This window comes from Streptomyces sp. BE303 (assembly GCF_036290945.1).
Taxonomy (GTDB): domain Bacteria; phylum Actinomycetota; class Actinomycetes; order Streptomycetales; family Streptomycetaceae; genus Kitasatospora.
The window spans coordinates 1-21,748 of the sequence record NZ_JAQYWZ010000884.1 but is presented as its reverse complement, the minus strand read 5'-3'; the positions used below and the strand labels follow the sequence as shown (position 1 = coordinate 21,748).

The following is a 21,748-nucleotide window of genomic DNA, read 5'->3' as shown; positions in this document are numbered from 1 at the left end:
CTTGGAGTGACTCCTGTGGCTGCCAACTGCGACGTCTGCGGCAAGGGGCCGGGCTTCGGCAACAGCATCTCCCACTCTCACCGCCGTACCCCCCGTCGTTGGAACCCCAACATTCAGACGGTGCGCGCTGTGATTGGGCGGACGCCGAAGCGGCTCAACGTCTGCACCTCGTGCATCAAGGCCGGTAAGGTCTCGCGCTGACGCGCAGACCGGTACGCCGGTCCTCCAGCAAGCCGGTTCATCCTCGGATGAGCCGGCTTCCTGTTTGCCCGGCGAACCCCGCCGACCCTTCCGCCGATGGGCGGGCCCCCGGGCCCGCCCATCGGTCTTTCCGGTCGGTTCAGCGCCAACGCCAGGCGTGGTCGACCGGCCCGATCCCGCCTCCCAGCGCGAACCCGCCGGCGATCGCGCCGGTGATGTACTCCTTCGCGGAGGCCACGGCCTCCGGCAGCGGCTCGCCCTTGGCCAGTCCGGAGGCGATCGCGCTGGCCAGCGTGCAGCCCGTGCCGTGGGTGTGCCGGTTGTCGTGGCGCGGTGCCCGGAACCAGTACTCCTCCCCCGCGCCGCCGTGGAGCAGGTCGGCCGCGTCGCCCTCCAGGTGGCCGCCCTTGACCAGCACCCAGCGCGGCCCGAGGTCGAGCAGCGCCTTGGCCGCGTCCGCCATCTGCGCCTCGTTCTCCACGGTGCGCCCGGTGAGCTGCGTCACCTCGTGCAGGTTGGGCGTGGCGAGGGTGGCGACCGGCAGCAGCTTCTCGCGGACGGTCACGACGGCCTCGGCGGCGAGCAGCGCGTCGCCGTGCTTGGAGACGCCGACCGGGTCGACCACGACGGGCACGTCGACGTCGACCAGCAGTCCGGCGACGGTCTCCACCAGTTCGACGGAGGCGAGCATGCCGGTCTTCACGGCCTGGACGCCGATGTCGTCCACCACGCTGCGGAACTGGGCGCGGACGGCCTCGGCGGGGAGTTCCCAGTAGCCCTGGACGCCGAGCGAGTTCTGCGCGGTGACGGCCGTGATCACGCTCATGCCGTGGACGCCGAGGGCGAGCATCGCCTTGAGGTCGGCCTGGATGCCGGCGCCGCCGCCGGAGTCGGAGCCGGCCACCGTGAGGACGCGGGGAGGTGCGGCGGAGGGGCCGCCCGGCGACGGGCGGCCGCCGGGGGCGGGGGTGGAGGACGGGAGCGACATGCCCTCCAACCTACCGGCGCCGGTTCAGAGCACCGCCTCCGACTCCGCCCAGCGGTCCTCCGGCACGGTCTTGAGCCGGGTGACGGCCTCGGCGACCGGCACCAGGCGGATCTCGCCCCGGCGCAGCGCGGTGAAGTGGCCGAACGCGCCCTGGTGGACGGCCTCGACCGCGTGCCAGCCGAACCGGGTGGCGAGCACCCGGTCCCGGGCGGTCGGGGTGCCGCCGCGCTGGGTGTGGCCGAGGATGACCGGGCGGGCCTCCTTGCCGAGCAGGTTCTCCAGCTCGTGGGCGAGCCGGTTGCCGATCCCGCCGAAGGTGCGGTGCCCGAACCGGTCGACCTCGCCGTGGTCGAAGCGCATGGTGCCGGGCATCGGTGCGGCGCCCTCGGCGACGGCGATGATGGCGAACTTCTTGCCGCGGGCGAAGCGGTCCTCGACCATCCGGGCCACCCCCTCGATGTCGAACGGCTTCTCCGGGATGAGGATGCCGTGCGCGCCGCCCGCCATGCCGGCGGTGAGGGTGATCCAGCCGGTGTGCCGGCCCATCAACTCGACCACCATGACGCGCTGGTGGGATTCGGCGGTGGTCTTCAGCCGGTCGATCGCCTCGGTCGCGACGTGCACCGCGGTGTCGAAGCCGAAGGTGACGTCGGTGGCGTCGATGTCGTTGTCGATGGTCTTGGGCACCCCGACCACGGGGAGTCCGGCGTCGCTGAACATCTTGGCGGCGGTGAGCGTGCCCTCGCCGCCGATCGCGATCAGCGCGTCGATGCCGATGTCGCGGGCGAGGGCCTTGGCGTTCTCCACCGCCCAGGCGATCCGGTCGCGCTGCACCCGGGCCGAGCCGAGGATGGTGCCGCCGAGGGTCAGCAGGCCGGTGACGTCGTCGTGGGAGACCGGGCGGGTGCGGCCCTCGATCAGGCCGAGGAAGCCGTCCTCGATGCCGACGATCTCGTCGCCGTGCACATCGGTTCCCCGGTGCACCACGGAACGGATCACCGCGTTCAGGCCGGGGCAGTCGCCGCCGCTGGTCAGGACACCGATACGCATGGTGGTGTGCTCTCCCGCTCCGAAGTGGTTCAGACCACAGTGGTTCAGACCACTCACGCCGAAGACGGGCGGTCCGGATGCGGCAAGCCTACGCGCTCGGCCCGTCCGGAGCCGGATCGCGGGACGTACCCGGAGCGTCGCGCGCCCTCGGCCGCGCCCCGTTCCCGCCCCCGTTCCCGCCCCCGGCGGGGCGTCAACCCACCGGCCCCGCACGTCCGTCGGCCGCCGGGCCGGCCGACCCACGGAACGACCGACCCTTGAACGGCCGTTCCCGGAACGGCCGGTCCCGCAACGGCCGAGCGCAGGTGGCCGACCGCCCTCACTCCGAGAAGTGGTCCCAGCCGCCGACCCGGTCCCAGGCCTCGCCGTCCACCGTCACCCGGCCGCCGCGCGCCGCCCGGGCCCGCCCCACGACCTCACCGACCACCCGCCAGCGGGCGGGCAGTTGGACCCCGCGCGGGAAGGTCGCCACGATCGCGTGGTCCTCGCCGCCGGAGAGCACCCAGACCAGCGGGTCCACCCCGACCGCCTGCCCGATGTCCGCCATCTGGACCGGGACGTCGAAGTCGGCGGCCCGCAGGTCGATGTCCACCGCGCTGGCCTTGGCGACGTGGCCCAGGTCGGCGACCAGCCCGTCACTCACGTCGATCATCGAGGTGGCGCCCAACTCGGAGCCGGCCGGACCGGCGTGGTACGGCGGCTCGGGGCGGCGGTGCGCCTCGACGAAGGCCCTCGGGGAGCGGAAGCCGCGCTGCAGCACGGTCAGTCCGGCCGCCGACCAGCCCAGCCAGCCGGTGACCGCCACCACGTCACCCACCTGAGCACCGGCGCGCGTCACGGGCGCACGCCCCTGCAGATCTCCGAGCGCCGTGATGGCCAGCGTGATGGTGTCCCCGCGCACCACGTCGCCGCCGACCACGGTCGCGCCGGCCACCTGGCACTCGTCGCGCAGGCCGTCCATCAGCTCGGTCGCCCAGGTGGTGGGCAGATCGGCGGGCGCGACCAGACCCAGCAGGATCGCGGTCGGCACCGCGCCCATCGCGGCCACGTCGGCGAGGTTCTGCGCGGCGGCCTTGCGGCCCACGTCGTAGGCGGTGGACCAGTCCCGGCGGAAGTGCCGGTTCTCGATCAGCACGTCCGTGGTGGCCACCACCCGGCCGTCCGGCGCCTTCACCACCGCGGCGTCGTCACCCGGGCCGAGGTCGACCGCGTCGGTGAGCGGTACCCGGGCGGTCAGCTCCCTGATGAGTCCGAACTCGCCCAGCTCGCCCACGGTCCCCTGCATCTGCCGTCCTCTCGGTCTCCATCACGTGCGCACCTGCGTCGTACGTCCAAGTCGCTTCCGCGCGCAGCGTACGCCCTCCGACGGCGCACAGGTCTCCCCTCCCTGCCCCGCTGCGCGGTAGCGTGGTGATCAGACTGCCGGTGAGCCCGTGCCCCACCCCCGACGCCTGACCGGGCGATCACGGCGGCGATCCCCGTACCCAGCCGCCGGGAGGTCCCCGTGGTACAGGCCTACATCCTGATTCAGACCGAGGTCGGCAAGGCCAGCTCCGTGGCCGAGTCGATCTCCAAGATCCCCGGTGTCCTCCAGGCCGAGGACGTGACCGGGCCCTACGACGTGATCGTCCGCGCGGAGGCCGACACGGTCGACGACCTCGGCCGCCTCGTCGTCGCGAAGGTTCAGCAGGTCGAGGGAATCACCCGGACCCTGACCTGTCCGGTGGTTCACCTGTAAGCCGCGCATACCATCGGCGGGTGACCCGAGAATTCCGTGCCCCCCGCCTCCTCGCGGCACTGCCGGCCCCGGTCCGTTGGCTGGCGGTGCCGCTCGCGCTGACCTGCACCATCGTGGTGCTGGTCGGCAACTGGGGCGCGCCCGAGAAGGTCGACGCCCCCACGCCCGCCCCCAGGGCCGCCGCGTACTGCCGGGCCCTGGACGCCGCGCTGCCGCAGGACCTGATCGGGCACCCGCGCAAGGACCCCGGGCCCGCCTCCCCGTACACCGCCGCCTGGGCCTCGTCGCCGCGCGTCGTGCTGCGCTGCGGCGTGCCGCACCCGGAGGGGCTGGTCGACGAGAGGCAGAAGGAGATCTCGCCGACGATCAACGACGTCACCTGGTGGCCGGAGCCGCTGAAGGACGGCGGCTACCGGCTCACCGTCACCCAGCGGGCCGTGTTCGTCGAGGTGACCGTCCCCGGCGGGGCACTCGCCAACCCGCTCGACGCCGCCGCCGCGCTCTCCGACGCGGTGAGGGCCACCATCCCGTAGTGCCGCACGCGCGAGGGCGGGCCCGGGGGAACCCGGGCCCGCCCTCGCGCGTCGTCCGCGGTGCGGTCCGCGCGGCTACCGCAGGCCGGTGGAGCGGCGCAGCGCCGCCTGCAGCAGCCGGTCGATCAGCTCCGGGTAGGACAGCCCGCTGGCCTCCCACATCTTCGGGTAGGCCGAGATCGGGGTGAAGCCGGGCATGGTGTTGATCTCGTTGACCATCCAGCTGCCGTCCTCCAGCAGGAAGAAGTCCACCCGGGCCAGGCCCTCGCAGCCGAGCGCCTCGAACGCGGCCACCGCCTGGCGGCGGATCTCGGCGGTCTCCTCGCCGGACAGCTCGGCCGGGATCCGCACCTCCGAGGAGTCGATGTACTTGGCCTCGAAGTCGTAGAACTCGTAGTCGCCGCCGACCAGCACCTCGGCCGGGACGCTGGCCCGCGGGCCGTCCTCGAACTCCAGCACGGCGCACTCGATCTCGCGGCCGGAGACGCCTGCCTCGATGATCAGCTTGGGGTCGTGCCGGCGGGCCTCGTCGATCGCGCGGTCGAGGTCGGAGAGGTCCTTGACCTTGGTGATGCCCATGCTGGAGCCGGCCCGGCAGGGCTTCACGAACAGCGGCAGACCGAGCTCGGCGGCCCGCTCGCGGACGGCCGCGCGGCCCTCCTCGGTCTCCCACTCGCGCGGGCGGACCACGGTGTAGCGGCCGACGCCCAGGCCGTGCGAGGCCAGCAGGCGCTTGGTGAACTCCTTGTCCATGCCGACCGCGCTGGAGAGCACGCCGTTGCCGACGTACGGCACGCCGGAGAGCTCCAGCAGGCCCTGCAGCGTGCCGTCCTCGCCCCAGGGGCCGTGCAGCAGCGGGAAGACCACGTCGACCTCGCCGAGCGCCTTGGGGGCCGCACCGGGCTCGCTCCAGACCACCTCGCGGCTGCCCGGGCCGAGCGGCAGCGCGACCTGGCCCTCGACGGACTCGGCGACCTGGTCGACGTCCGGCAGCCGGCCGTCGGTGATGGTCATCCGGGCCGGTTCGTCGCTGACCAGCGCCCAGCGGCCCTCGTGGGTGATGCCGATCGGCAGCACCTCGTACTTGTCGCGGTCGATCGCCCTCAGCACGCTGCCCGCGGTGGAGACCGAGATGGCGTGCTCGGAGCTGCGGCCGCCGAAGACGATGGCGACACGAGGCTTCACGGACGGGTTCTGGGAGGTCTGTTCGATGCTCATATCGCGACCGAGAGTACCGTGCGGCCTGTTTCGGACAGGTGAGCCACCCTGGGGCGGACGTTCACCGCCGCTCGGGCTTGGCCGAGCGGGACATCAGCGCCTGAAGGACCTCCTGGGTGGGCCGGCCGTTGTGCACCACGTCCACCACGGCCTCGACGATCGGCATGTCGACGCCGCAGCGCCGGGCCAGGTCGAGCACCGACTCGCAGGACTTCACGCCCTCCGCGGTCTGGCGGGTGGCCGCGATGGTCTCCGCCAGCGACATGCCCCGGCCCAGGTTGGTGCCGAAGGTGTTGTTGCGGGAGAGCGGTGAGGAGCAGGTCGCCACCAGGTCGCCCATCCCGGCGAGTCCGGCGAAGGTGTGCGCGTCCGCGCCGAGTGCCAGTCCCAGCCGGGTGGTCTCGGCCAGCCCGCGGGTGATCAGCGTCGCCTTGGTGTTGTCGCCGAGCCCCATGCCGTTGGCCATGCCGACCGCGAGGCCGATCACGTTCTTCACCGCGCCGCCCAGCTCGCAGCCGATCACGTCGGTGTTGGTGTACGGCCGGAAGTACGGCGTGTGGCAGGCCGCCTGGAGCCGCTTGGCGACCGACTCGTCGGTGCACGCGACGACGCTCGCGGCGGGCTGCCGGTTGGCGATCTCGCGGGCCAGGTTGGGGCCGCTGACCACGGCGATCCGCTCCGGACCGACACCGGCGACCTCGCCGATGACCTCGCTCATCCGCTTGGCGGTGCCGAGCTCGATGCCCTTCATCAGGCTGACCAGGACGGTCTGCGGCTCCAGCAGCGGCGCCCAGGCCGCCAGGTTCTCGCGGAGCGTCTGGGAGGGCACCACCAGCACCGCGAAGTCGGCGCCGGCCAGCGCCTCGGCGGGGTCGGTGGTGGCCCGGACCGAGGAGGGCAGCCGGACCCCGGGGAGGTAGTCCGGGTTGACGTGGGTGGCGTTGACGGCGTCCGCCAGCTCCTGCCGGCGGCCCCAGAGGGTCACCTCGCAGCCGGCGTCCGCGAGGATCATCGCGAACGCGGTGCCCCAGGAGCCCGTTCCGAACACGGCACATCGGGTCACTTGCCGGCCTCCTCGTCCTCGTCGGCGGCCCGGCCGGCCGCCTTCTGCCGGCGGGCCGCCGCGGCGGCGCCCCGGTTCCGGGCCGCCTCCCTCATGTCGTACCGCTCGGCGGGCGGCTCGGTCTCGCGGATCTCGGCCAGCACGGCGGTGATCGCCGTCATGATGTCCTCGGTGGCGTCCCTGAGCACCTGGGCGGTCAGCTCCTGGCCGCGGTACTTGCTCAGGTCGACGGCCGGCCCGGCCGCGACCGTCACCCGGTGGCGCGGGAAGAGGTTGAACTTGCTCTTCCCGGCGCCGCCCCTGCCGTACGGCGGGATGATCTCGTGCGCGCCCCAGTGCGCCACGGGGATGACCGGGGCGCCGGTCATCAGCGCGACCCGGGCCACCCCGCTCTTGCCGGTCATCGGCCAGAGGTCCGGGTCCCGGGTGAGGGTGCCCTCCGGGTAGAACTGCACGCACTGGCCGCCGTTGACCGCGTCGATGGCGGCCCGGAACGCCTGCGCCGCGTCGGTCGACTCGCGGAACACCGGGATCTGGCCCGTCTTGCGGAGCATGAAGCCGATGAACGGCACGGAGAACAGCGAGGACTTGCCGAGGATCCGCGGCGGCCGTCCGCTGTTGTACTGCCAGTGCGCGTAGATCACCGGGTCGATGACCGAGTTGTGGTTGACCGCGGTGATGAAGCCGCCCTTCTTCGGAAGGTGCTCCCAGCCCCGCCAGTCGGGCTTGACCAGGGCGGTCGTCACCGGCTTCACCAGCACGGCCGCGAAGCGGTACCAGATGCCGTAGTCGGCGTTGCCGAAGCTGGCGTACGAGCGGCGGGCCACCCCAGATCCTCCTCATCCGTGCGGCACGTCGGGTGCCGCGTCAGTCACGTTGCCGCGACCCCGCTTCGGGGCCCGGGCGCGGAACAGTCTCACCCGACCGCTCATTGGCTGTCGAGCAACCGCGCCAGCACGTCGGGCGGGCGTGATCAAACGCACGTCCGCACAGTTCGGACGGCCTGGCGAGGGTTCCGGGACCGGCGTCACAATGACGCCGATGACCCAGGACACCGTACGCCCCAGCGGGCCCGTCGCGCCCGCCGCACCCACTGCCGGCTGGTCGCTGGTACTGCCGCTCAAGCAGCTCGCCCGGGCCAAGTCACGGCTGGCGCCGTTCGCCGGCCCGCACCGCCCGGACCTGGCGCTCTCCTTCGCCCTGGACACCGTCACCGCCGCGCTGGCCGCCTCCGAGGTCGGTCGCGTCCTGGTGGTGACCCGGGACGCGGAGGCCGGCGAGCTGCTCGCCGCGCTCGGCGCCCTGGTCGTCGACGACGAACCGGGGGGCGGACTCAACGACGCACTGGCGCACGGCGCGGCGGTCGCGCTGGCGCTCGCCCCGCGCGCCCCGTTGGCCGCTCTCTCGGCGGACCTGCCGGCCCTGCGCCCGGCCGAACTGGGCCGGGTGCTGACCGCCGTCCCGGTCACCGGCCGGGCCTTCCTGCCCGACGCACCCGGCCTGGGCACCACCCTGCTCGCCTGCACCCCGGGCAGCCCGCTCTCCCCCGCCTTCGGGGACGGTTCACGGGCCCGGCACGCGGCCGGCGGCGCCCGCGAACTGCGGCTGACCGGCGTGGAGTCGGTCCGCCGGGACGTCGACACCGGCGAGGACCTGGCGGCGGCGCTGGCCCTCGGCGTGGGCCCGCACACCCGGGCCCTGGCGGTCCGGCTCGGGTACCTGCCGGACCGGTCCTCCGGACCGCGCCGGGCCCCGGCCCGCACGTCACCCGGGACTGTCGGTGGTGCTCGCTATGCTGCTGACATGCAGGCCACCGCGTTCACTTTCGACCCCGCCACCCGGGCCGGCTCCGTGCTGCTCGACGACGGGACCCCGGTGCCGTTCGACGCCGCCGCCTTCGACGCCGGCGGCCTGCGGCTGCTCCGTCCCGGCCAGCGGGTCCGGATCCGCACCGAGGGCGCCGCGGAGGCCCGCCGGGTGGTCTTCCTGACGCTGCAGACCTTCCCGGACCCGGCCGCGGACCCGAGCGCGGGCTGACCGCGTCCGTACGGCGCCGGAGGCCCGGAAAACCGGAGAGCCGTGGCGCCGGCCCCGCCCGGAAAACCGGGTGGAGTGCTGCGCCACGGCTCTCGAAGGCCGTCCGTCGACTACTTCGCGGAGGTCTTGCGCGCGGTGGTCTTACGGGTGGCGGTCTTCTTCGCCGGAGCCGTCTTCTTGGCCGTCGCGGTCGCCTTCTTGGCGGCGGTCGCGGTGGTCTTCTTGGCGGCGGCGGTGGTGGCCGTCTTCTTCGCGGCGGCCGCCGTCTTCTTGGTCGCGGTCGCGGTGGTCTTCTTCGCGGCGGCGGTGGTGGTGGCCTTCTTGGCGGCGGGCGCCTTCTTGGCAGCGGTCGCGGTGGTCTTCTTCGCGGCGGCGGCGGTGGTGGTGGCGGTCTTCTTCGCCGCGGCCTTCTTCGCCGGGGCGGCGGCAGCGGCAGCCGTGGCGGCACGCTTGGTGGCGGCGCGCTTGGCGGCCGGAGTCGCGGCGACACCGCTCTTGCCCGGGGTGAGGGAGCCCTTGGGCGCCTTCTTCACCGAGGGGCCTTCCTTCGGCAGCTTCTTGCTGCCGCTGACCAGGTCCTTGAAGCCCTGGCCGGGACGGAAGCGGGGCACCGAGGTCTTCTTGACCTTGACCTTCTCGCCGGTCTGCGGGTTGCGGGCGAAGCGCGCGGAGCGCTCCACCTTCTCAAAGGTGCCAAAACCGGTGACCGACACCCGGTCACCGGCCACAACGGCGCGGACCATGGTGTCGAGCACTGCGTCGACGGCCTCTGCGGCAGCCTTGCGACCGCCCAGCTGCTCGGCCACCGCTTCGACAAGCTGAGCCTTGTTCACGTCTTCCCCTTCGGAAACGGGCGCCGGATGATTCCATCCGTTCATTTCGCACGTTAGGTATGTATCTGCGGACTTTCAATTACCAAACGCGCGAATCACCCTAGTGTCGCAATGGATTTGCGCGTCGGCGACCTCAGTCGACGGGCGGGCGCCCCTCGTCGAGGTCCTGCACAAAGCGACTCAACCGCCGCGCCGCCCCGGGAAGATCGCGCTTGGCGGTCTCCGTGACGATCAGCAGTTGACGGGCGAGAGCGGTCTTTGCATCGGCAGACACGTTCAGCGCATGCACGCGGTCGTGAGCTTGCTTCAACCGCTCGGCCACAAGCGCGAAGAGCGCTGCGACTTCCGGGTCGTCCGGCCCCTCAGCAGGTGAGGTGGCGGCGTCCGGCCGATCGTCAATTCGGCGTTCGGATCCCCGGCCCGTGGACTCCGGTGACGCGGGTTCGCCGCCCGCGTACGGAGGTTCATGGTGCCGGTGCATGCACTGATTGTGCCATCTACCCGGAGTTGTGCATGCGCGGGGCCCTCCGCCGCATTACCGAAAGGGCAATCGGGGGGCGGCCGGGCCGCACAACTCCCGCTCCGGAACGGCGGACGGCCCGCCCCCCCGAGGGGGGAGCGGGCCATCCGGCGGATCGTCAGAATGCTTGTTCAGAACGGGATCTCAGGCGACCGGCAGAGTACGCGGCTTGAACGAGGGACGGGTCTCCTCGAACGCCGAGATGTCGGCCTCGTTCTGCAGGGTGATGCTGATGTCGTCCAGCCCGTTCAGCAGCCGCCACCGAACGTTGTCGTCCAGTTCGAAGGACGCGGTGATGCCCTCGGCGCGCACCTCGCGGGCCTCCAGGTCGACGGTGATCTCCGCGGTCGGGTCGGCCTCGGTGAGCTCCCAGAGCCGCTCCACGGTCTCCTGCGGCAGCACCACGGTGAGCAGGCCGTTCTTCAGCGAGTTGCCGCGGAAGATGTCGGCGAAGCGCGAGGAGACGACCGCGTGGAAACCGTAGTTCTGGAGCGCCCAGACGGCGTGCTCACGGGAGGAGCCGGTGCCGAACTCGGGGCCGGCCACCAGGACGGTGGCCCCTTCCCGCTCGGGCCGGTTGAGGATGAACGACTCGTCCTTGCGCCAGGCCTCGAACAGACCGCCCTCGAAACCGGAACGGGTGACCTTCTTGAGCCAGTGGGCCGGGATGATCTGGTCGGTGTCCACGTTGCTGCGGCGCAGCGGGACGGCCCGGCCGGTGTGGGTGGTGAACTTGTCCATGCTGCTCAGACCTCCACAGCGGCGTTGGGGTCCGCCAGGTCGGCGGCGCTCAGATCGGCGGGGGCCGCCAGCCGGCCCAGGACGGCGGTCGCGGCGGCGACCTGTGGGGAGACCAGGTGGGTGCGTCCGCCCTTGCCCTGGCGGCCCTCGAAGTTGCGGTTCGAGGTCGAGGCGCAGCGCTCGCCGGGGGCCAGCTGGTCGGGGTTCATGCCCAGGCACATCGAGCAGCCGGCGTGGCGCCACTCGGCACCCGCCGCGGTGAACACCTTGTCCAGGCCCTCCTCGACGGCCTGCAGGGCGACCCGGACGGAACCGGGGACGACCAGCATCCGCACGCCGTCGGCGACCCGGCGGCCCTCCAGGATGGCCGCGGCGGCGCGCAGGTCCTCGATCCGGCCGTTGGTGCAGGAGCCGACGAAGACCGCGTCGACCGCGACCTCGCGCAGCGGCGTACCGGCCACCAGGCCCATGTACGCGAGGGCGTTCTCGGCGGCGGTCCGCTCCTGCGGGTCGGCGAACGACTCGGGGTGCGGGACGTTCGCACCGAGCGGGGCGCCCTGACCGGGGTTGGTGCCCCAGGTGACGAAGGGGGTCAGCTCGGCGGCGTCGATGAAGATCTCGTGGTCGAAGACCGCGTCCTCGTCGGTGCCCAGGGTCTTCCAGTAGGCGACGGCGGCGTCCCAGTCCTCGCCCTTCGGGGCGTGCGGGCGGCCTTCGAGGTAGTCGAAGGTGATCTGGTCAGGCGCGATCATGCCGGCCCTGGCGCCCGCCTCGATGGACATGTTGCAGATGGTCATCCGGGCCTCCATGGAGAGGCTGCGGATCGCCGAGCCGCGGTACTCCAGGACGTAGCCCTGACCGCCGCCGGTGCCGATCTTCGTGATGATCGCCAGGATCAGGTCCTTGGCGGTCACTCCGTCGGGGAGTTCGCCCTCCACGGTGATGGCCATGGTCCGGAACGGGGCCAGCGGCAGCGTCTGGGTGGCCAGCACGTGCTCGACCTGGCTGGTGCCGATACCGAACGCCAGTGCGCCGAAGGCGCCGTGGGTGGAGGTGTGGGAATCGCCACAGACCACGGTCGTACCGGGCTGGGTCAGGCCCAGCTGCGGGCCGACGACGTGCACGACGCCCTGCTCGACGTCGCCGAGCGAGTGGATCCGGACGCCGAACTCGGCGGCGTTGCGCCGCAGCGTCTCCAGCTGGATCCGGGAGACCGGGTCGGCGATCGGCTTGTCGATGTCGAGGGTCGGGGTGTTGTGGTCCTCGGTCGCGATCGTGAGGTCGGTGCGGCGGACCGTGCGTCCGGCCAGCCGGAGGCCGTCGAAGGCCTGCGGGCTGGTCACCTCGTGCAGCAGGTGAAGGTCGATGTAGAGCAGGTCGGGTTCGCCCTCCGCGCGCCGCACGACGTGGTCGTCCCAGACCTTCTCTGCGAGTGTCCGTCCCATCGGGTTCCCTCCAGCCGGCCGCGTTGCCGGCCTTCTCGTGTCGTCGAGGTCGAAGCTTTCGCCGCCCTGTGAGGCTCGCGTCGCGCGACCTGCACACCGGATCGTTGTCCACCATGCGGACACCTGGTCGGGGCCGCATCCTGGATGTCTCCCGGGCTGCTGCATCCAGAGTGGCGCTTTTCCCGGAAGATTGAACTTGCGTCTCGCGGACTGAGACTGCAGTCTTAGGGCATGGACAACTCTAGCGGCGTCGGCGTTCTCGACAAGGCCGCTCTGGTGCTGAGCGCACTGGAGTCGGGCCCCGCCACGTTGGCGGGGCTGGTCGCCGCCACCGGTCTGGCGCGCCCCACGGCCCACCGACTCGCCGTCGCACTCGAACACCACCGCCTGGTCACCAGGGACATGCAGGGCCGCTTCATCCTCGGCCCCCGACTCTCCGAACTCTCCGCCGCGGCGGGCGAGGACCGGCTGCTCGCCACCGCGGGCCCGGTCCTGACCCACCTGCGCGACGTCACCGGCGAGAGCGCACAGCTCTACCGCCGGCAGGGCGAGATGCGGATCTGCGTCGCCGCCGCCGAGCGGCTCTCCGGTCTGCGGGACACCGTCCCGGTCGGCAGCACCCTGCCGATGAAGGCCGGCTCGGCCGCCCAGGTCCTGCTCGCCTGGGAGGAGCCCGAGCGGCTCCACCGCGGCCTCCAGGGCGCCCGCTTCACCGCCACCGCGCTCAGCGGCGTGCGGCGGCGCGGCTGGGCCCAGTCGATCGGCGAGCGGGAGCCCGGCGTGGCCTCGGTCTCCGCCCCGGTCCGCGGCCCCTCCAACCGCGTGGTGGCCTCCGTCTCGGTCTCCGGCCCCATCGAGCGCCTGACCCGCCACCCGGGCCGACTGCACGCCCAGGCCATCATCGAAGCCGCCAACCGCCTCACCGAGGCGCTGCGCCGCAGCTGAAACTCCCCCGCAGGCCCTCCCCCACCCCCACGCGCCCGTCCCCGTATCCGCCCCCCGCAGAAAATCCCCCACGAATCCGAAAGGGCCCGCTCACCTGGTGAGCGGGCCCTTCGAAATGGCCGGCGTCGCAATTCCGCACGACCGCCGGAAATGCGAAAAGCCCCGGCGTGAACCGGGGCCGTACTTTCTGGCTGGGGTACCAGGACTCGAACCTAGACTAAATGAACCAGAATCACTCGTGCTGCCAATTACACCATACCCCAACAAAGCAATTCAGCCGATGGGTGAGCCCATCGGCCTTCCTGCTCTGGTACCCCCGACCGGATTCGAACCGGCGCTACTGCCGTGAGAGGGCAGCGTGCTAGGCCGCTACACAACGGGGGCTTCCTGGCGGTCCCTCGCGGAACCAGTACCCCCGACCGGATTCGAACCGGCGCTACTGCCGTGAGAGGGCAGCGTGCTAGGCCGCTACACAACGGGGGCTTTCCAGGTGGTCCCTCGCGGAACCAGTACCCCCGACCGGATTCGAACCGGCGCTACTGCCGTGAGAGGGCAGCGTGCTAGGCCGCTACACAACGGGGGCTTGATCTCTTGTTGTACGGTACTGCGGTGGAGCTGTACTGCGCTGGGGTACCAGGACTCGAACCTAGACTAAATGAACCAGAATCACTCGTGCTGCCAATTACACCATACCCCACCAGAGTTGGACCCTTGCGGGGCCTTCTCGGGCGTTGCGCCCCTCGTTCGGTTCCCGACGGGGTTTCACTCCCCCGTCCGTTCCCTCCCGGGCGGCGCAGAAAGAACATTACCCGACGTCTGGCCTGGCTCCAAAATCGATAACCCCAGGCGGCGGCCGGGAGGCCGCCCGGTGACGCCCGGGGGCGCCGCGGGCCCGGCGCCGGGCCCGGCCTGCGAGCCGAGCAGGACCCGGGCGGGCCCTGCTCGGCGTCCTGGTCGGAGCCCCGGTCAGGCCGCCGGGGCGGCGGCCAGAGCGGCGTTCAGGCGGCGCAGCGTCTCGGGCCGGCCGAGCAGCTCCATCGACTCGAAGAGCGGCGGCGAGACCCGCCGGCCGGTGACCGCGACCCGCAGCGGGGTGAAGGCGAACTTGGGCTTGATGCCCAGGCCCTCCACCAGCGCCTCGCGCAGCGCGGCCTGGATCGGCTCCGGCGTGAAGTCCTCCAGCGCCTCCAGCGCCTTGACGCTGGCCTCCAGCACCGGGCGGGCGTCCGCGGTCAGCACCTTGGCCGCGTCGTCCGGGTCGACCGCGAAGTCGTCCGGGGCGACGAACAGGAAGCCGGCCATCGTGACGATCTCGCCGAGGACGACCATCCGCTCCTGGGTGAGCGGCGCCACCTTGGCCAGCAGCTCCAGCTGCTCGGCGGTCGGCTCGGCCGGCAGCAGGCCCGGGGCCTGCAGGTACGGCACGAGGCGGCGGACGAAGTCCTCCGGCGCGAGCCTGCGCAGGTGCTCGGCGTTGATGTGCTCGCACTTCTTGAGGTCGAAGCGGGCCGGGTTGGCGTTGACGTCGGCGACGTCGAACGCCTCGACCAGCTGCTCGACCGAGAAGATGTCGTCGTCCGCGGAGAGCGACCAGCCCAGCAGCGACAGGTAGTTGAGCAGGCCCTCGGGGATGAAGCCGCGCTCGCGGTAGAGGTTGAGCGAGGCCTGCGGGTCACGCTTGGAGAGCTTCTTGTTGCCCTCGCCCATCACGTACGGCAGGTGGCCGAAGCGCGGGGTGGTGCCGTTGCCGACGCCGATGTCCGCGAGCGCCGCGTAGAGCGCGACCTGGCGCGGGGTGGAGGAGAGCAGGTCCTCGCCGCGGAGCACGTGGGTGATCTCCATCAGCGCGTCGTCCACCGGGTTGACCAGGGTGTAGAGCGGTGCGCCGTTGGCCCGGACGATGCCGTAGTCGGGCACGTTCTCCGGCTCGAAGCTCAGCGTGCCGCGGACCAGGTCGTCGAACACGATGGTGGTGTCCGGCATCCGGAACCGCAGGATCGGCTCGCGCTTCTCCAGCTTGTAGACGGCGACCTGGTCGTCCGTCAGGTCGCGGCAGTGGCCGTCGTAGCCCGACGGCTTGCCGGCCGCGCGGGCGGCCTCGCGGCGGGCGTCCAGCTCCTCGGTCGAGCAGTAGCAGGAGTAGGCGTGACCGGCCTCGTGGAGGCGGCGGGCGACATCGGCGTAGACGTCCATCCGCTGCGACTGGCGGTACGGCGCGTGCGGGCCGCCGATCTCGGGGCCCTCGTCCCAGTCGAAACCGAGCCACTTCATGGCGTCGAGGAGCTGCTCGTACGACTCCTCGGAGTCGCGGGCCGCGTCGGTGTCCTCGATCCGGAAGACCATCGTGCCGCCGTTGTGGCGGGCGAAGGCCCAGTTGAAGAGGGCGGTGCGGACCAGGCCCACGTGGGGGTTGCCGGTCGGGGACGGACAGAAGCGGACCCGGACGGTGGGGTCGGTGTTAGCCACGCTTGATCACCTTGTTGGTGAGAGTGCCGATGCCTTCGATGGAGACGGCGACCTCGTCGCCGACGTTGAGCGGGCCCACCCCAGCGGGTGTGCCGGTGAGGATGACGTCGCCGGGAAGCAGCGTCATGGCCTCGGAGATGTGGACGATCAGCTCGGCGACCGAGCGGACCATCCGGGAGGTGCGGCCGGTCTGCCGCAGCTCGCCGTTGACGGTGCAGGTGACGGCGAGGTCGGCCGGGTCGAGGTCGGTCTCGATCCACGGGCCGAGCGGGCAGGAGGTGTCGAAGCCCTTGGCCCGGGCCCACTGGCCCTCGCGCTGCTGGACGTCGCGCGCGGTGACGTCGTTGGCACAGGTGTAGCCGAGGATCACCTCGGGCACCCGGTCCAGCGGCACCTCACGGCACATCCGGCCGATCACCACGGCGAGTTCGGCCTCGTACTGGACGTCCGAGGAGAACGGCGGGTAGGCGATCGCCTCGGTCGGGCCGATCACCGCGGTCGACGGCTTGAAGAAGGTCAGCGGGACGTCCGGGACGTCGTTGCCCAGTTCGGCGGCGTGCGCGGCGTAGTTGCGGCCGACCGCGACGATCTTGTTGGGCAGCATCGGGCTGAGCAGCCGGACGTCCTGGAAGCGGTAGCTCTCGCCCGTCGGCTGGGGCTGCCCGAACGGGTGGCCGGCCAGGGCGTGGACGACCAGCGACTCGGGCCGGGCCGGGTCCCCCTCGACCACGCCGAAGGAGACGCTGCCGGCGGCAGGGCTCCCTTCCCGGACGGAAAACCTGGCAATGCGCACGGCTGGGCTACCCCTCGCTTCGACGGCCGCCCGGGCGCGCCCGGGCGCTGGTGGGCGCCGAACCCGTCTGGGCCCGGACCCGCTCGATCGCTGCCCAGGCTATCGCGTGGGCCCCCCGCTGCCCGCTTTGCCCCTGTTCGGAGACGTTGCGCCCCGGCACGGCGAAGGGCGCCGCGACCGCCCGGAGGGGTCGGTCGCGGCGCCCTTCGCCACCCGCGGGACAGCACGGTCCCGCGGAACGGCTCAGCTCTGCGGGACGTTCACCAGCGGCGCGACCATCAGCACGGTGCGACGCGGGTTGGCGGTGGAGGACGGCAGCTCGGTGGCGTAGGTCGCGACGTCCTCGGCCCTGCGGGCGCCCGGGACCTTGCCGAAGTCCTCGACCGAGGCCAGCGTCGTCCGGCGCGGGTTCGCCGTGGAACCGCTGGAGAGCGTGGACTGGGTGGCGTTCTTCGCCTGGGACATCGCGTCAGCACCTCAAGGTCGTGGCCGGGCGATCCCCGGGGATCGGCACCGGCCTGAGTGGTTCGGGGAGATTCCGGGCAGGCTGATTCGGGGCCGCGCTCCGGAGACAGCCAGGTTACGGATCTCTTTCCACAGCGACCGTGACCAAAGCTACACATACACCTGTGATTTTGCTCACAAATTGAGAAGCAATTCTCTTATATCCGACATATCGCCGCATCAGCTTTTACCGGCATACCGGATATATCGGGCATATCCGAAGCTCTACGACTCTTGTTGATCTCGGACCCGCTTGGCATGCATCTGACGAGTGTCCGAAAAAGGCGGTATTCCGGTCCGGTTGGCGCACAGTCAGTGAGAACCCGCGCGCAGTGGGTAGCACCGCCCGGTGTGCCCTGGCGGCCCTTGTTGGGATTCCCCGGCTGTGCTGGAATGCCACGGACCGTGGGTAGGGAGTAGTCCACCCCGGTGACCCGCTCTCCCGGACCGGCCGGGGTGCGGATGGAAACTCCACACCGTCCAGGCTGCGGCGACGCGGCGGGACGCCCGGTCCAGAGGTTGCGACGCCAGTGCAGGGACGTTTCAAAAGGGGTAGCGGCGCCGCGGGTGACCCGGAGTCGCGTGAGCCCACGACAGCCCCCCAGCAGGCGGCAACGCCCGGCGGCCCGGCCGAACCGGCGCCCGAGGTGATCGGCCGGCCGGAGGAGGACGGGGCGGACCGGAAGTCGACCCGGGACAAGCTCCGCACCACGCTGACCCGCCGACGGGCCAAGGGCGTGAGCCGGCTCGCCATGCGCAACTGGCGAATCCGGAGCAAGCTGATCGCCCTGCTCGCGCTGCCGGTCATGGTCGCGCTGGTCCTCGGTGGCCTGCGCATCCAGACCTCGCTCGAAACCTCGCAGCAGCTGGCCCAGATGGCCAACCTCTCCGATCTGGCCAAGAAGGCGACCGACCTCGCCAACGCGCTGCAGAACGAGCGGGACATCAGCGCCGGCCCGATCACCGCCAAGCCGAACGCACCGCTGGACGACGACATCGTCGCCGCCCGCAAGGTCACCGACGACCTCAGCCGCACCTTCACCGCGTCCTCGGACAAGTTCGAGAACCTCGAACTCTCCGGCGGGAAGGCCCTGCTCTTCCAGATCCGCAAGGACCTGAACTCGGTCTCCGACGCCCGTGGCACGCCGTACCAGAACAACCAGAACATCCAGGCCACGATCACCGCCTACGACGTGATCATCCGCGACCTGCTGTCGATCACCCAGGACATCGCGCTCGCCTCCAACAACCGCGAGCTGGTCCGCTCGACCCGCGCCCTGCAGCAGTTCTCGCTGGCCAAGAACTCCACGTCGCAGCAGCGTGCGCTGATCAGCGCCGCGCTCGCCAACCCCGACGGCCCCAACCTCAGCCTGAGCGACGAGTCCTTCGGTATCCGGCTGCGCTCGTCCTACGACAACGCGCTCACCGGCTTCAACAACATCTACACCTCGCACGACCTGGACAACCTGCGCGGCCAGCTGAGCTACAACTCGGTGGTCGCCGCGGCCGACCGCTACGCGCGCTCGATCCTCCAGCAGAGCGGTATCCACCAGAGCGAGACCGTCAGCTTCAAGGACTGGTACGAGCAGTCCACCGCCAAGATCTCCGCCGAGCGCCGCATCGAGTCCAAGCTCATCGAGGACCTCGACGGCAAGGCCCAGGAGCTGCAGTCCCAGGCCGACACCGAGGCCCTGATCATCGGTGCCGCCGTCGCGCTCGTGCTGCTCGTCGCCCTCGGTGGCGCCGGTCTGATCGCCCGCTCGATGGTGCGCTCGCTGACCCGTCTGCAGGCCGCGGCCGAGGACGTCGCCGAGCGGCGGCTCCCGGAGCTGGTCAAGACGCTCTCCGAGAGCGACCCGCACGACGTCGACGTCACCGTCGAACCGGTCGCCGTCGACTCCGCGGACGAGATCGGCCACGTGGCCCACGCCTTCGACATGGTGCACAGCGAGGCCGTCCGCCTCGCCGCCGAGCAGGCCCTCCTCCGCGGCAACATCAACGCGATGTTCACCAACCTGTCGCGCCGCAGCCAGGGCCTCATCCAGCGCCAGCTGTCGCTCATCTCCGAGCTGGAGAGCCGCGAGGCCGACCCGGACCAGCTGGCCAACCTCTTCAAGCTGGACCACCTCGCGACCCGTATGCGCCGCAACGGCGAAAACCTCCTCGTCCTCGCCGGTGAGGACCCGGGCCGCCGCTGGACCCGCCCCGTCCCGCTGGTCGACGTGCTCCGCGCCGCCGCCTCCGAGGTGGAGCAGTACGAGCGCATCGAACTGGCCTCCGTGCCGTCCGCCGAGGTCGCCGGCCGCGTCGTCAACGACCTCGTCCACCTGCTCGCCGAGCTGCTGGAGAACGCCACCTCGTTCTCCAGCCCGCAGACCCGCGTCCGGGTCACCGGCCACGCGCTGCCGGACGGCCGGGTGCTGGTCGAGATCCACGACACCGGTATCGGCCTCAGCCCGGACGACCTCGCCGAGATCAACGAGCGCCTCGCCAACCCGCCGACGGTGGACGTCTCCGTCTCCCGCCGCATGGGCCTCTTCGTGGTCGGTCGCCTGTCCCTGCGGCACGGCATCCGGATCCAGCTCCGCCCCAGCGACTCCGGCGGCACCACCGCGCTGGTCATGCTCCCGGTGGACGTCACCAACTCCGCCGACCGCCGCGGCGCCGGCCGGCCCGGCCCGGCGCAGGCCAAGCAGCAGCGCGGGGTCGCCCCGACGCCGCGCCAGCAGCGTCAGATGCCCGGCGGCCCGGGCGGTGCCCCGGCCGCACTCGGCCAGGGCGCGCCGGGCGGCACCCCGCAGAACCGGCCGCAGCTCGGCCAGGGCGGTCCCGGCGGACCGAACACCCCCGCCGGTCAGGGCGGTCCCGGCGGTCAGGGCGGCCTGCCGACCCGGCAGGTCGGCCAGGCACTGCGCGAGACCCCGGCGGCCCCGGCCGGCCGGGCCGGCGCCCAGAGCCAGCAGAACCCGCAGAACCCGCAGGGTGGTCGGCCCGCCGCCGGCCAGCAGGGCGGCCTGCCGCAGCGCACCCCGGGCCGGCAGGGTCCGGCCCAGGGCGGCCCCGGCGGTGCGCCGCAGGGCGGCCCCGGTGGTCTGCCCCGCCGCGGCCAGCAGACCGGTGGTCCGCAGGCCGGCGCTCCGCAGGCCGGTGGTCCGCAGGCCGGCCCCGGTGCCGGTCGGCGCCCCGGTCAGGAGCGGCCGCGGGCCGAGGGCGGCCCGGCCGCCCGGACCGCCGAACAGCCGCAGCACGGCTGGGCCGACCAGCCCGGCCGACCCGGCGGTGCGCCGCAGGGCACCCGCCCGGGCAACCGTCCGCAGGACGGGCTCCCGCAGCGCCAGCGGCCGGGCCAGGGACAGGGACAGGGCCCGCAGGGTCAGGCTCCGCAGGGCCAGAACCAGCCGGGCCAGGGCCGACAGGCCCCCGGCCGGCCGGGTCCGCAGGGTCCCCAGGGGCCGCAGGGTCCCCAGGGGCCGCAGGGCCCGGGTCAGGGTCGTCCGCAGCGCCCCGGAGCGGGTGCGCCGCCGCAGGGCCGCCAGCCGCAGCTCCCGCCGCAGCAGGGCCAGCCCCGCCAGCAGCCGCAGCAGATCCAGCAGCAGCAGGCCGCCCAGCCGCTGCCGTCGGCCGAGTCCGCGTCGCTGGAGAGCACCCAGCAGTTCGCCCGCCCCCGGTTCGAGGCCAGTGACATCGACCCGCGCGACCCGCTGGGCCTCGGCCTGGTCGAGCCGGTCCTTCCGAGCGTGCCCAACCCGGCACTCCCGGAGCCGGTCCGTCCGGAGCAGGCCGCCCAGCAGCAGCCCCAGCAGCCGCCGGCCCGTCCGGAGCCGATGGCCCTGCCCACCGGTCCGTCCGACGGCGGCGCCCCGGCCGAGCAGGCCCGGTACGGCGAGGAGGCCCGCCCGGGCCAGCCGGGGTCCCGGCCGCGGGGGTACCAGCCGCGCCGTCCCGGGACCACCGCGCCGGGCTTCGACGAGGCACCGGGTCGCCCGGCTCCGCAGGCCCGTCGGGCCGCCCAGGCCCAGCAGCAGCAGCCGCAGCCGCGCGCCGAGGCCCCGCAGGCCCAGGCTCCCCAGGGCCCTGCTCCGCAGGCCCAGGCCCAGGGTCCGCAGGGTCCGCAGGACGGTCTCGACGACGCCCCGTGGCGTCCGTCCGCCAACGACGAGCGCTGGCGGCGGGCCGAGCAGGTCCGCGAGCCCTCGACCAGCGGCGTCACCATGTCGGGCCTCCCCCGGCGGACCCCGCAGGCCAACCTGGTCTCCGGGACCGCCGAGTCGTCCCCGCTGACCGGTCCTCAGGTGTCCCGCGCTCCCGAGGAGGTGCGGGGCCGTCTGACCAACCTTCGCCGCGGTATCCAGCAGGGCCGCCGGGTCGGCGCCGAGCAGGCCGCCGGCCAGGGCCCGGGCCAGCCTCAGGGCCAGGCCCAGGGCCAGGGCAATCAGGCCGGATTCCGCCATGGTGCCCAGCAGCCCGGGTTCGATAGTTTCGGGGGCCGGACCGACGGCAACGCCGCAGATCATCAGGAGCGTTGAGTTGAATCAGATGAGCCAGGCCGCACAGAACCTGAACTGGCTGATCACCAATTTCGTGGACAACACCCCCGGGGTGTCGCACACGGTGGTGGTCTCCGCGGACGGCCTCCTGCTGTGCATGTCCGAAGGGTTCCCCCGCGACCGCGC

At 72.4% G+C, this 21,748-nt stretch carries 19 protein-coding genes, 5 tRNA genes and 1 pseudogene; 7 read left to right on the top strand and 18 right to left on the bottom strand.

The genetic code is table 11. The features are described from left to right. Window positions 1-15: 15 nt before the first annotated feature. Window positions 16-201 (top strand): 50S ribosomal protein L28, encoded by a 186-nt coding sequence (gene rpmB, locus PUR56_RS33175; RefSeq protein WP_014138233.1) that lies wholly within the window; start codon window positions 16-18, stop codon window positions 199-201. A 139-nt stretch (window positions 202-340) separates the two neighbouring features. Here rpmB and thiD read toward each other — a convergent pair whose 3' ends face one another. From thiD to PUR56_RS33160, 3 genes are all read right to left on the bottom strand, one after another. After that, entirely contained in the window at window positions 341-1,189 is an 849-nt protein-coding gene (gene thiD, locus PUR56_RS33170; protein ID WP_329951664.1) for a bifunctional hydroxymethylpyrimidine kinase/phosphomethylpyrimidine kinase, read from the bottom strand. A 24-nt stretch (window positions 1,190-1,213) separates the two neighbouring features. Continuing rightward, window positions 1,214-2,239: a 6-phosphofructokinase gene (locus PUR56_RS33165; protein WP_329951663.1), complete on the bottom strand. Its 1,026-nt coding sequence runs from the start codon at window positions 2,237-2,239 to the stop codon at window positions 1,214-1,216. Between the two features lie 319 nt (window positions 2,240-2,558). Further along, window positions 2,559-3,524 (bottom strand): thiamine-phosphate kinase, encoded by a 966-nt coding sequence (locus PUR56_RS33160; RefSeq protein WP_329882856.1) that lies wholly within the window; start codon window positions 3,522-3,524, stop codon window positions 2,559-2,561. Between the two features lie 219 nt (window positions 3,525-3,743). On the opposite strand from PUR56_RS33160, the gene PUR56_RS33155 reads away from it, so the two are divergent. Both PUR56_RS33155 and PUR56_RS33150 read left to right on the top strand, forming a co-directional pair. Continuing rightward, window positions 3,744-3,977 carry an Lrp/AsnC family transcriptional regulator gene (locus PUR56_RS33155; RefSeq protein ID WP_329882855.1) on the top strand — a complete coding sequence of 78 codons (234 nt, stop codon included), beginning with the start codon at window positions 3,744-3,746 and terminating at the stop codon, window positions 3,975-3,977. A gap of 20 nt (window positions 3,978-3,997) precedes the next feature. Next, window positions 3,998-4,510: a DUF3515 family protein gene (locus PUR56_RS33150; RefSeq protein ID WP_329951662.1), complete on the top strand. Its 513-nt coding sequence runs from the start codon at window positions 3,998-4,000 to the stop codon at window positions 4,508-4,510. 75 nt (window positions 4,511-4,585) lie between these two features. Here PUR56_RS33150 and PUR56_RS33145 read toward each other — a convergent pair whose 3' ends face one another. The 3 genes from PUR56_RS33145 to PUR56_RS33135 all read right to left on the bottom strand — a co-directional run bounded on the left by PUR56_RS33145 (window position 4,586) and on the right by PUR56_RS33135 (window position 7,618). Next, on the bottom strand, window positions 4,586-5,728 hold the full coding sequence (locus PUR56_RS33145) for a D-alanine--D-alanine ligase family protein (protein ID WP_329882853.1): 1,143 nt from the start codon (window positions 5,726-5,728) through the stop codon (window positions 4,586-4,588). A 61-nt stretch (window positions 5,729-5,789) separates the two neighbouring features. After that, window positions 5,790-6,791, bottom strand: coding sequence for an NAD(P)H-dependent glycerol-3-phosphate dehydrogenase (locus PUR56_RS33140; protein ID WP_329951661.1), 1,002 nt, complete (start codon window positions 6,789-6,791; stop codon window positions 5,790-5,792). After that, the gene (locus PUR56_RS33135) at window positions 6,788-7,618 is read right to left on the bottom strand and encodes a lysophospholipid acyltransferase family protein (protein ID WP_329882851.1); all 831 of its coding nucleotides are present in this window, start codon (window positions 7,616-7,618) and stop codon (window positions 6,788-6,790) included. The genes PUR56_RS33140 and PUR56_RS33135 overlap by 4 nt, the downstream gene beginning before the upstream one ends. Window positions 7,619-7,832: 214 nt before the next feature. On the opposite strand from PUR56_RS33135, the pseudogene cofC reads away from it, so the two are divergent. Then, window positions 7,833-8,504, top strand: a pseudogene (gene cofC, locus PUR56_RS33130) (2-phospho-L-lactate guanylyltransferase); the annotation flags it as partial. A 434-nt stretch (window positions 8,505-8,938) separates the two neighbouring features. Here cofC and PUR56_RS33125 read toward each other — a convergent pair. The 4 genes from PUR56_RS33125 to leuC form a co-directional block, all read right to left on the bottom strand. After that, window positions 8,939-9,661 carry an HU family DNA-binding protein gene (locus PUR56_RS33125; RefSeq protein WP_329882850.1) on the bottom strand — a complete coding sequence of 241 codons (723 nt, stop codon included), beginning with the start codon at window positions 9,659-9,661 and terminating at the stop codon, window positions 8,939-8,941. A 133-nt stretch (window positions 9,662-9,794) separates the two neighbouring features. Then, entirely contained in the window at window positions 9,795-10,142 is a 348-nt protein-coding gene (locus tag PUR56_RS43660; protein WP_380356926.1) for a hypothetical protein, read from the bottom strand. Window positions 10,143-10,325: 183 nt separating this feature from the next. Further along, complete coding sequence (leuD, locus tag PUR56_RS33115; RefSeq protein WP_329882849.1) at window positions 10,326-10,922, bottom strand: 3-isopropylmalate dehydratase small subunit; 597 nt, start codon at window positions 10,920-10,922, stop codon at window positions 10,326-10,328. Window positions 10,923-10,927: 5 nt separating this feature from the next. After that, window positions 10,928-12,367 (bottom strand): 3-isopropylmalate dehydratase large subunit, encoded by a 1,440-nt coding sequence (gene leuC / locus PUR56_RS33110; RefSeq protein ID WP_329882848.1) that lies wholly within the window; start codon window positions 12,365-12,367, stop codon window positions 10,928-10,930. Between the two features lie 231 nt (window positions 12,368-12,598). Here leuC and PUR56_RS33105 point away from each other — a divergent pair, with 231 nt between their 5' ends. Next, entirely contained in the window at window positions 12,599-13,312 is a 714-nt protein-coding gene (locus PUR56_RS33105) for an IclR family transcriptional regulator (RefSeq protein WP_329882847.1), read from the top strand. A gap of 188 nt (window positions 13,313-13,500) precedes the next feature. On the opposite strand, the gene PUR56_RS33100 is transcribed toward PUR56_RS33105, so the two are convergent. From PUR56_RS33100 to PUR56_RS33065, 8 genes are all read right to left on the bottom strand, one after another. Continuing rightward, window positions 13,501-13,575, bottom strand: a tRNA-Gln gene (locus PUR56_RS33100). 45 nt (window positions 13,576-13,620) lie between these two features. After that, a tRNA-Glu gene (locus tag PUR56_RS33095) sits at window positions 13,621-13,696 on the bottom strand. 26 nt (window positions 13,697-13,722) lie between these two features. After that, a tRNA-Glu gene (locus PUR56_RS33090) sits at window positions 13,723-13,795 on the bottom strand. Between the two features lie 27 nt (window positions 13,796-13,822). Then, a tRNA-Glu gene (locus PUR56_RS33085) sits at window positions 13,823-13,895 on the bottom strand. A gap of 42 nt (window positions 13,896-13,937) precedes the next feature. After that, a tRNA-Gln gene (locus tag PUR56_RS33080) sits at window positions 13,938-14,009 on the bottom strand. A gap of 269 nt (window positions 14,010-14,278) precedes the next feature. After that, a complete protein-coding gene (gene gltX / locus PUR56_RS33075; protein WP_329951660.1) occupies window positions 14,279-15,778 on the bottom strand; it encodes a glutamate--tRNA ligase in 1,500 nt (499 codons plus the stop codon). After that, on the bottom strand, window positions 15,771-16,571 hold the full coding sequence (locus PUR56_RS33070) for a fumarylacetoacetate hydrolase family protein (protein ID WP_329951659.1): 801 nt from the start codon (window positions 16,569-16,571) through the stop codon (window positions 15,771-15,773). The genes gltX and PUR56_RS33070 overlap by 8 nt, the downstream gene beginning before the upstream one ends. A 243-nt stretch (window positions 16,572-16,814) precedes the next feature. After that, complete coding sequence (locus PUR56_RS33065) at window positions 16,815-17,036, bottom strand: hypothetical protein (RefSeq protein WP_329882844.1); 222 nt, start codon at window positions 17,034-17,036, stop codon at window positions 16,815-16,817. A 686-nt stretch (window positions 17,037-17,722) separates the two neighbouring features. Here PUR56_RS33065 and PUR56_RS33060 point away from each other — a divergent pair. Both PUR56_RS33060 and PUR56_RS33055 read left to right on the top strand, forming a co-directional pair. Further along, on the top strand, window positions 17,723-21,601 hold the full coding sequence (locus PUR56_RS33060; RefSeq protein ID WP_329951658.1) for a sensor histidine kinase: 3,879 nt from the start codon (window positions 17,723-17,725) through the stop codon (window positions 21,599-21,601). Window positions 21,602-21,611: 10 nt separating this feature from the next. Continuing rightward, window positions 21,612-21,748: roadblock/LC7 domain-containing protein (locus PUR56_RS33055; protein WP_329882915.1), on the top strand; the 137-nt coding region annotated here is incomplete at its 3' end.

Excerpts from the sequence above, each read along its gene's own strand:
- PUR56_RS33145 (WP_329882853.1), bottom strand. The coding sequence starts at position 5,728 with ATGAGCATCGAACAGACCTCCCAGAACCCGTCCGTGAAGCCTCGTGTC.
- PUR56_RS33065 (WP_329882844.1), bottom strand. The coding sequence starts at position 17,036 with ATGTCCCAGGCGAAGAACGCCACCCAGTCCACGCTCTCCAGCGGTTCC.
- PUR56_RS33165 (WP_329951663.1), bottom strand. The coding sequence starts at position 2,239 with ATGCGTATCGGTGTCCTGACCAGCGGCGGCGACTGCCCCGGCCTGAAC.
- PUR56_RS33160 (WP_329882856.1), bottom strand. The coding sequence starts at position 3,524 with ATGCAGGGGACCGTGGGCGAGCTGGGCGAGTTCGGACTCATCAGGGAG.
- PUR56_RS43660 (WP_380356926.1), bottom strand. The coding sequence starts at position 10,142 with ATGCACCGGCACCATGAACCTCCGTACGCGGGCGGCGAACCCGCGTCA.
- leuD (WP_329882849.1), bottom strand. The coding sequence starts at position 10,922 with ATGGACAAGTTCACCACCCACACCGGCCGGGCCGTCCCGCTGCGCCGC.
- leuC (WP_329882848.1), bottom strand. The coding sequence starts at position 12,367 with ATGGGACGGACACTCGCAGAGAAGGTCTGGGACGACCACGTCGTGCGG.
- thiD (WP_329951664.1), bottom strand. The coding sequence starts at position 1,189 with ATGTCGCTCCCGTCCTCCACCCCCGCCCCCGGCGGCCGCCCGTCGCCG.
- PUR56_RS33105 (WP_329882847.1), top strand. The coding sequence starts at position 12,599 with ATGGACAACTCTAGCGGCGTCGGCGTTCTCGACAAGGCCGCTCTGGTG.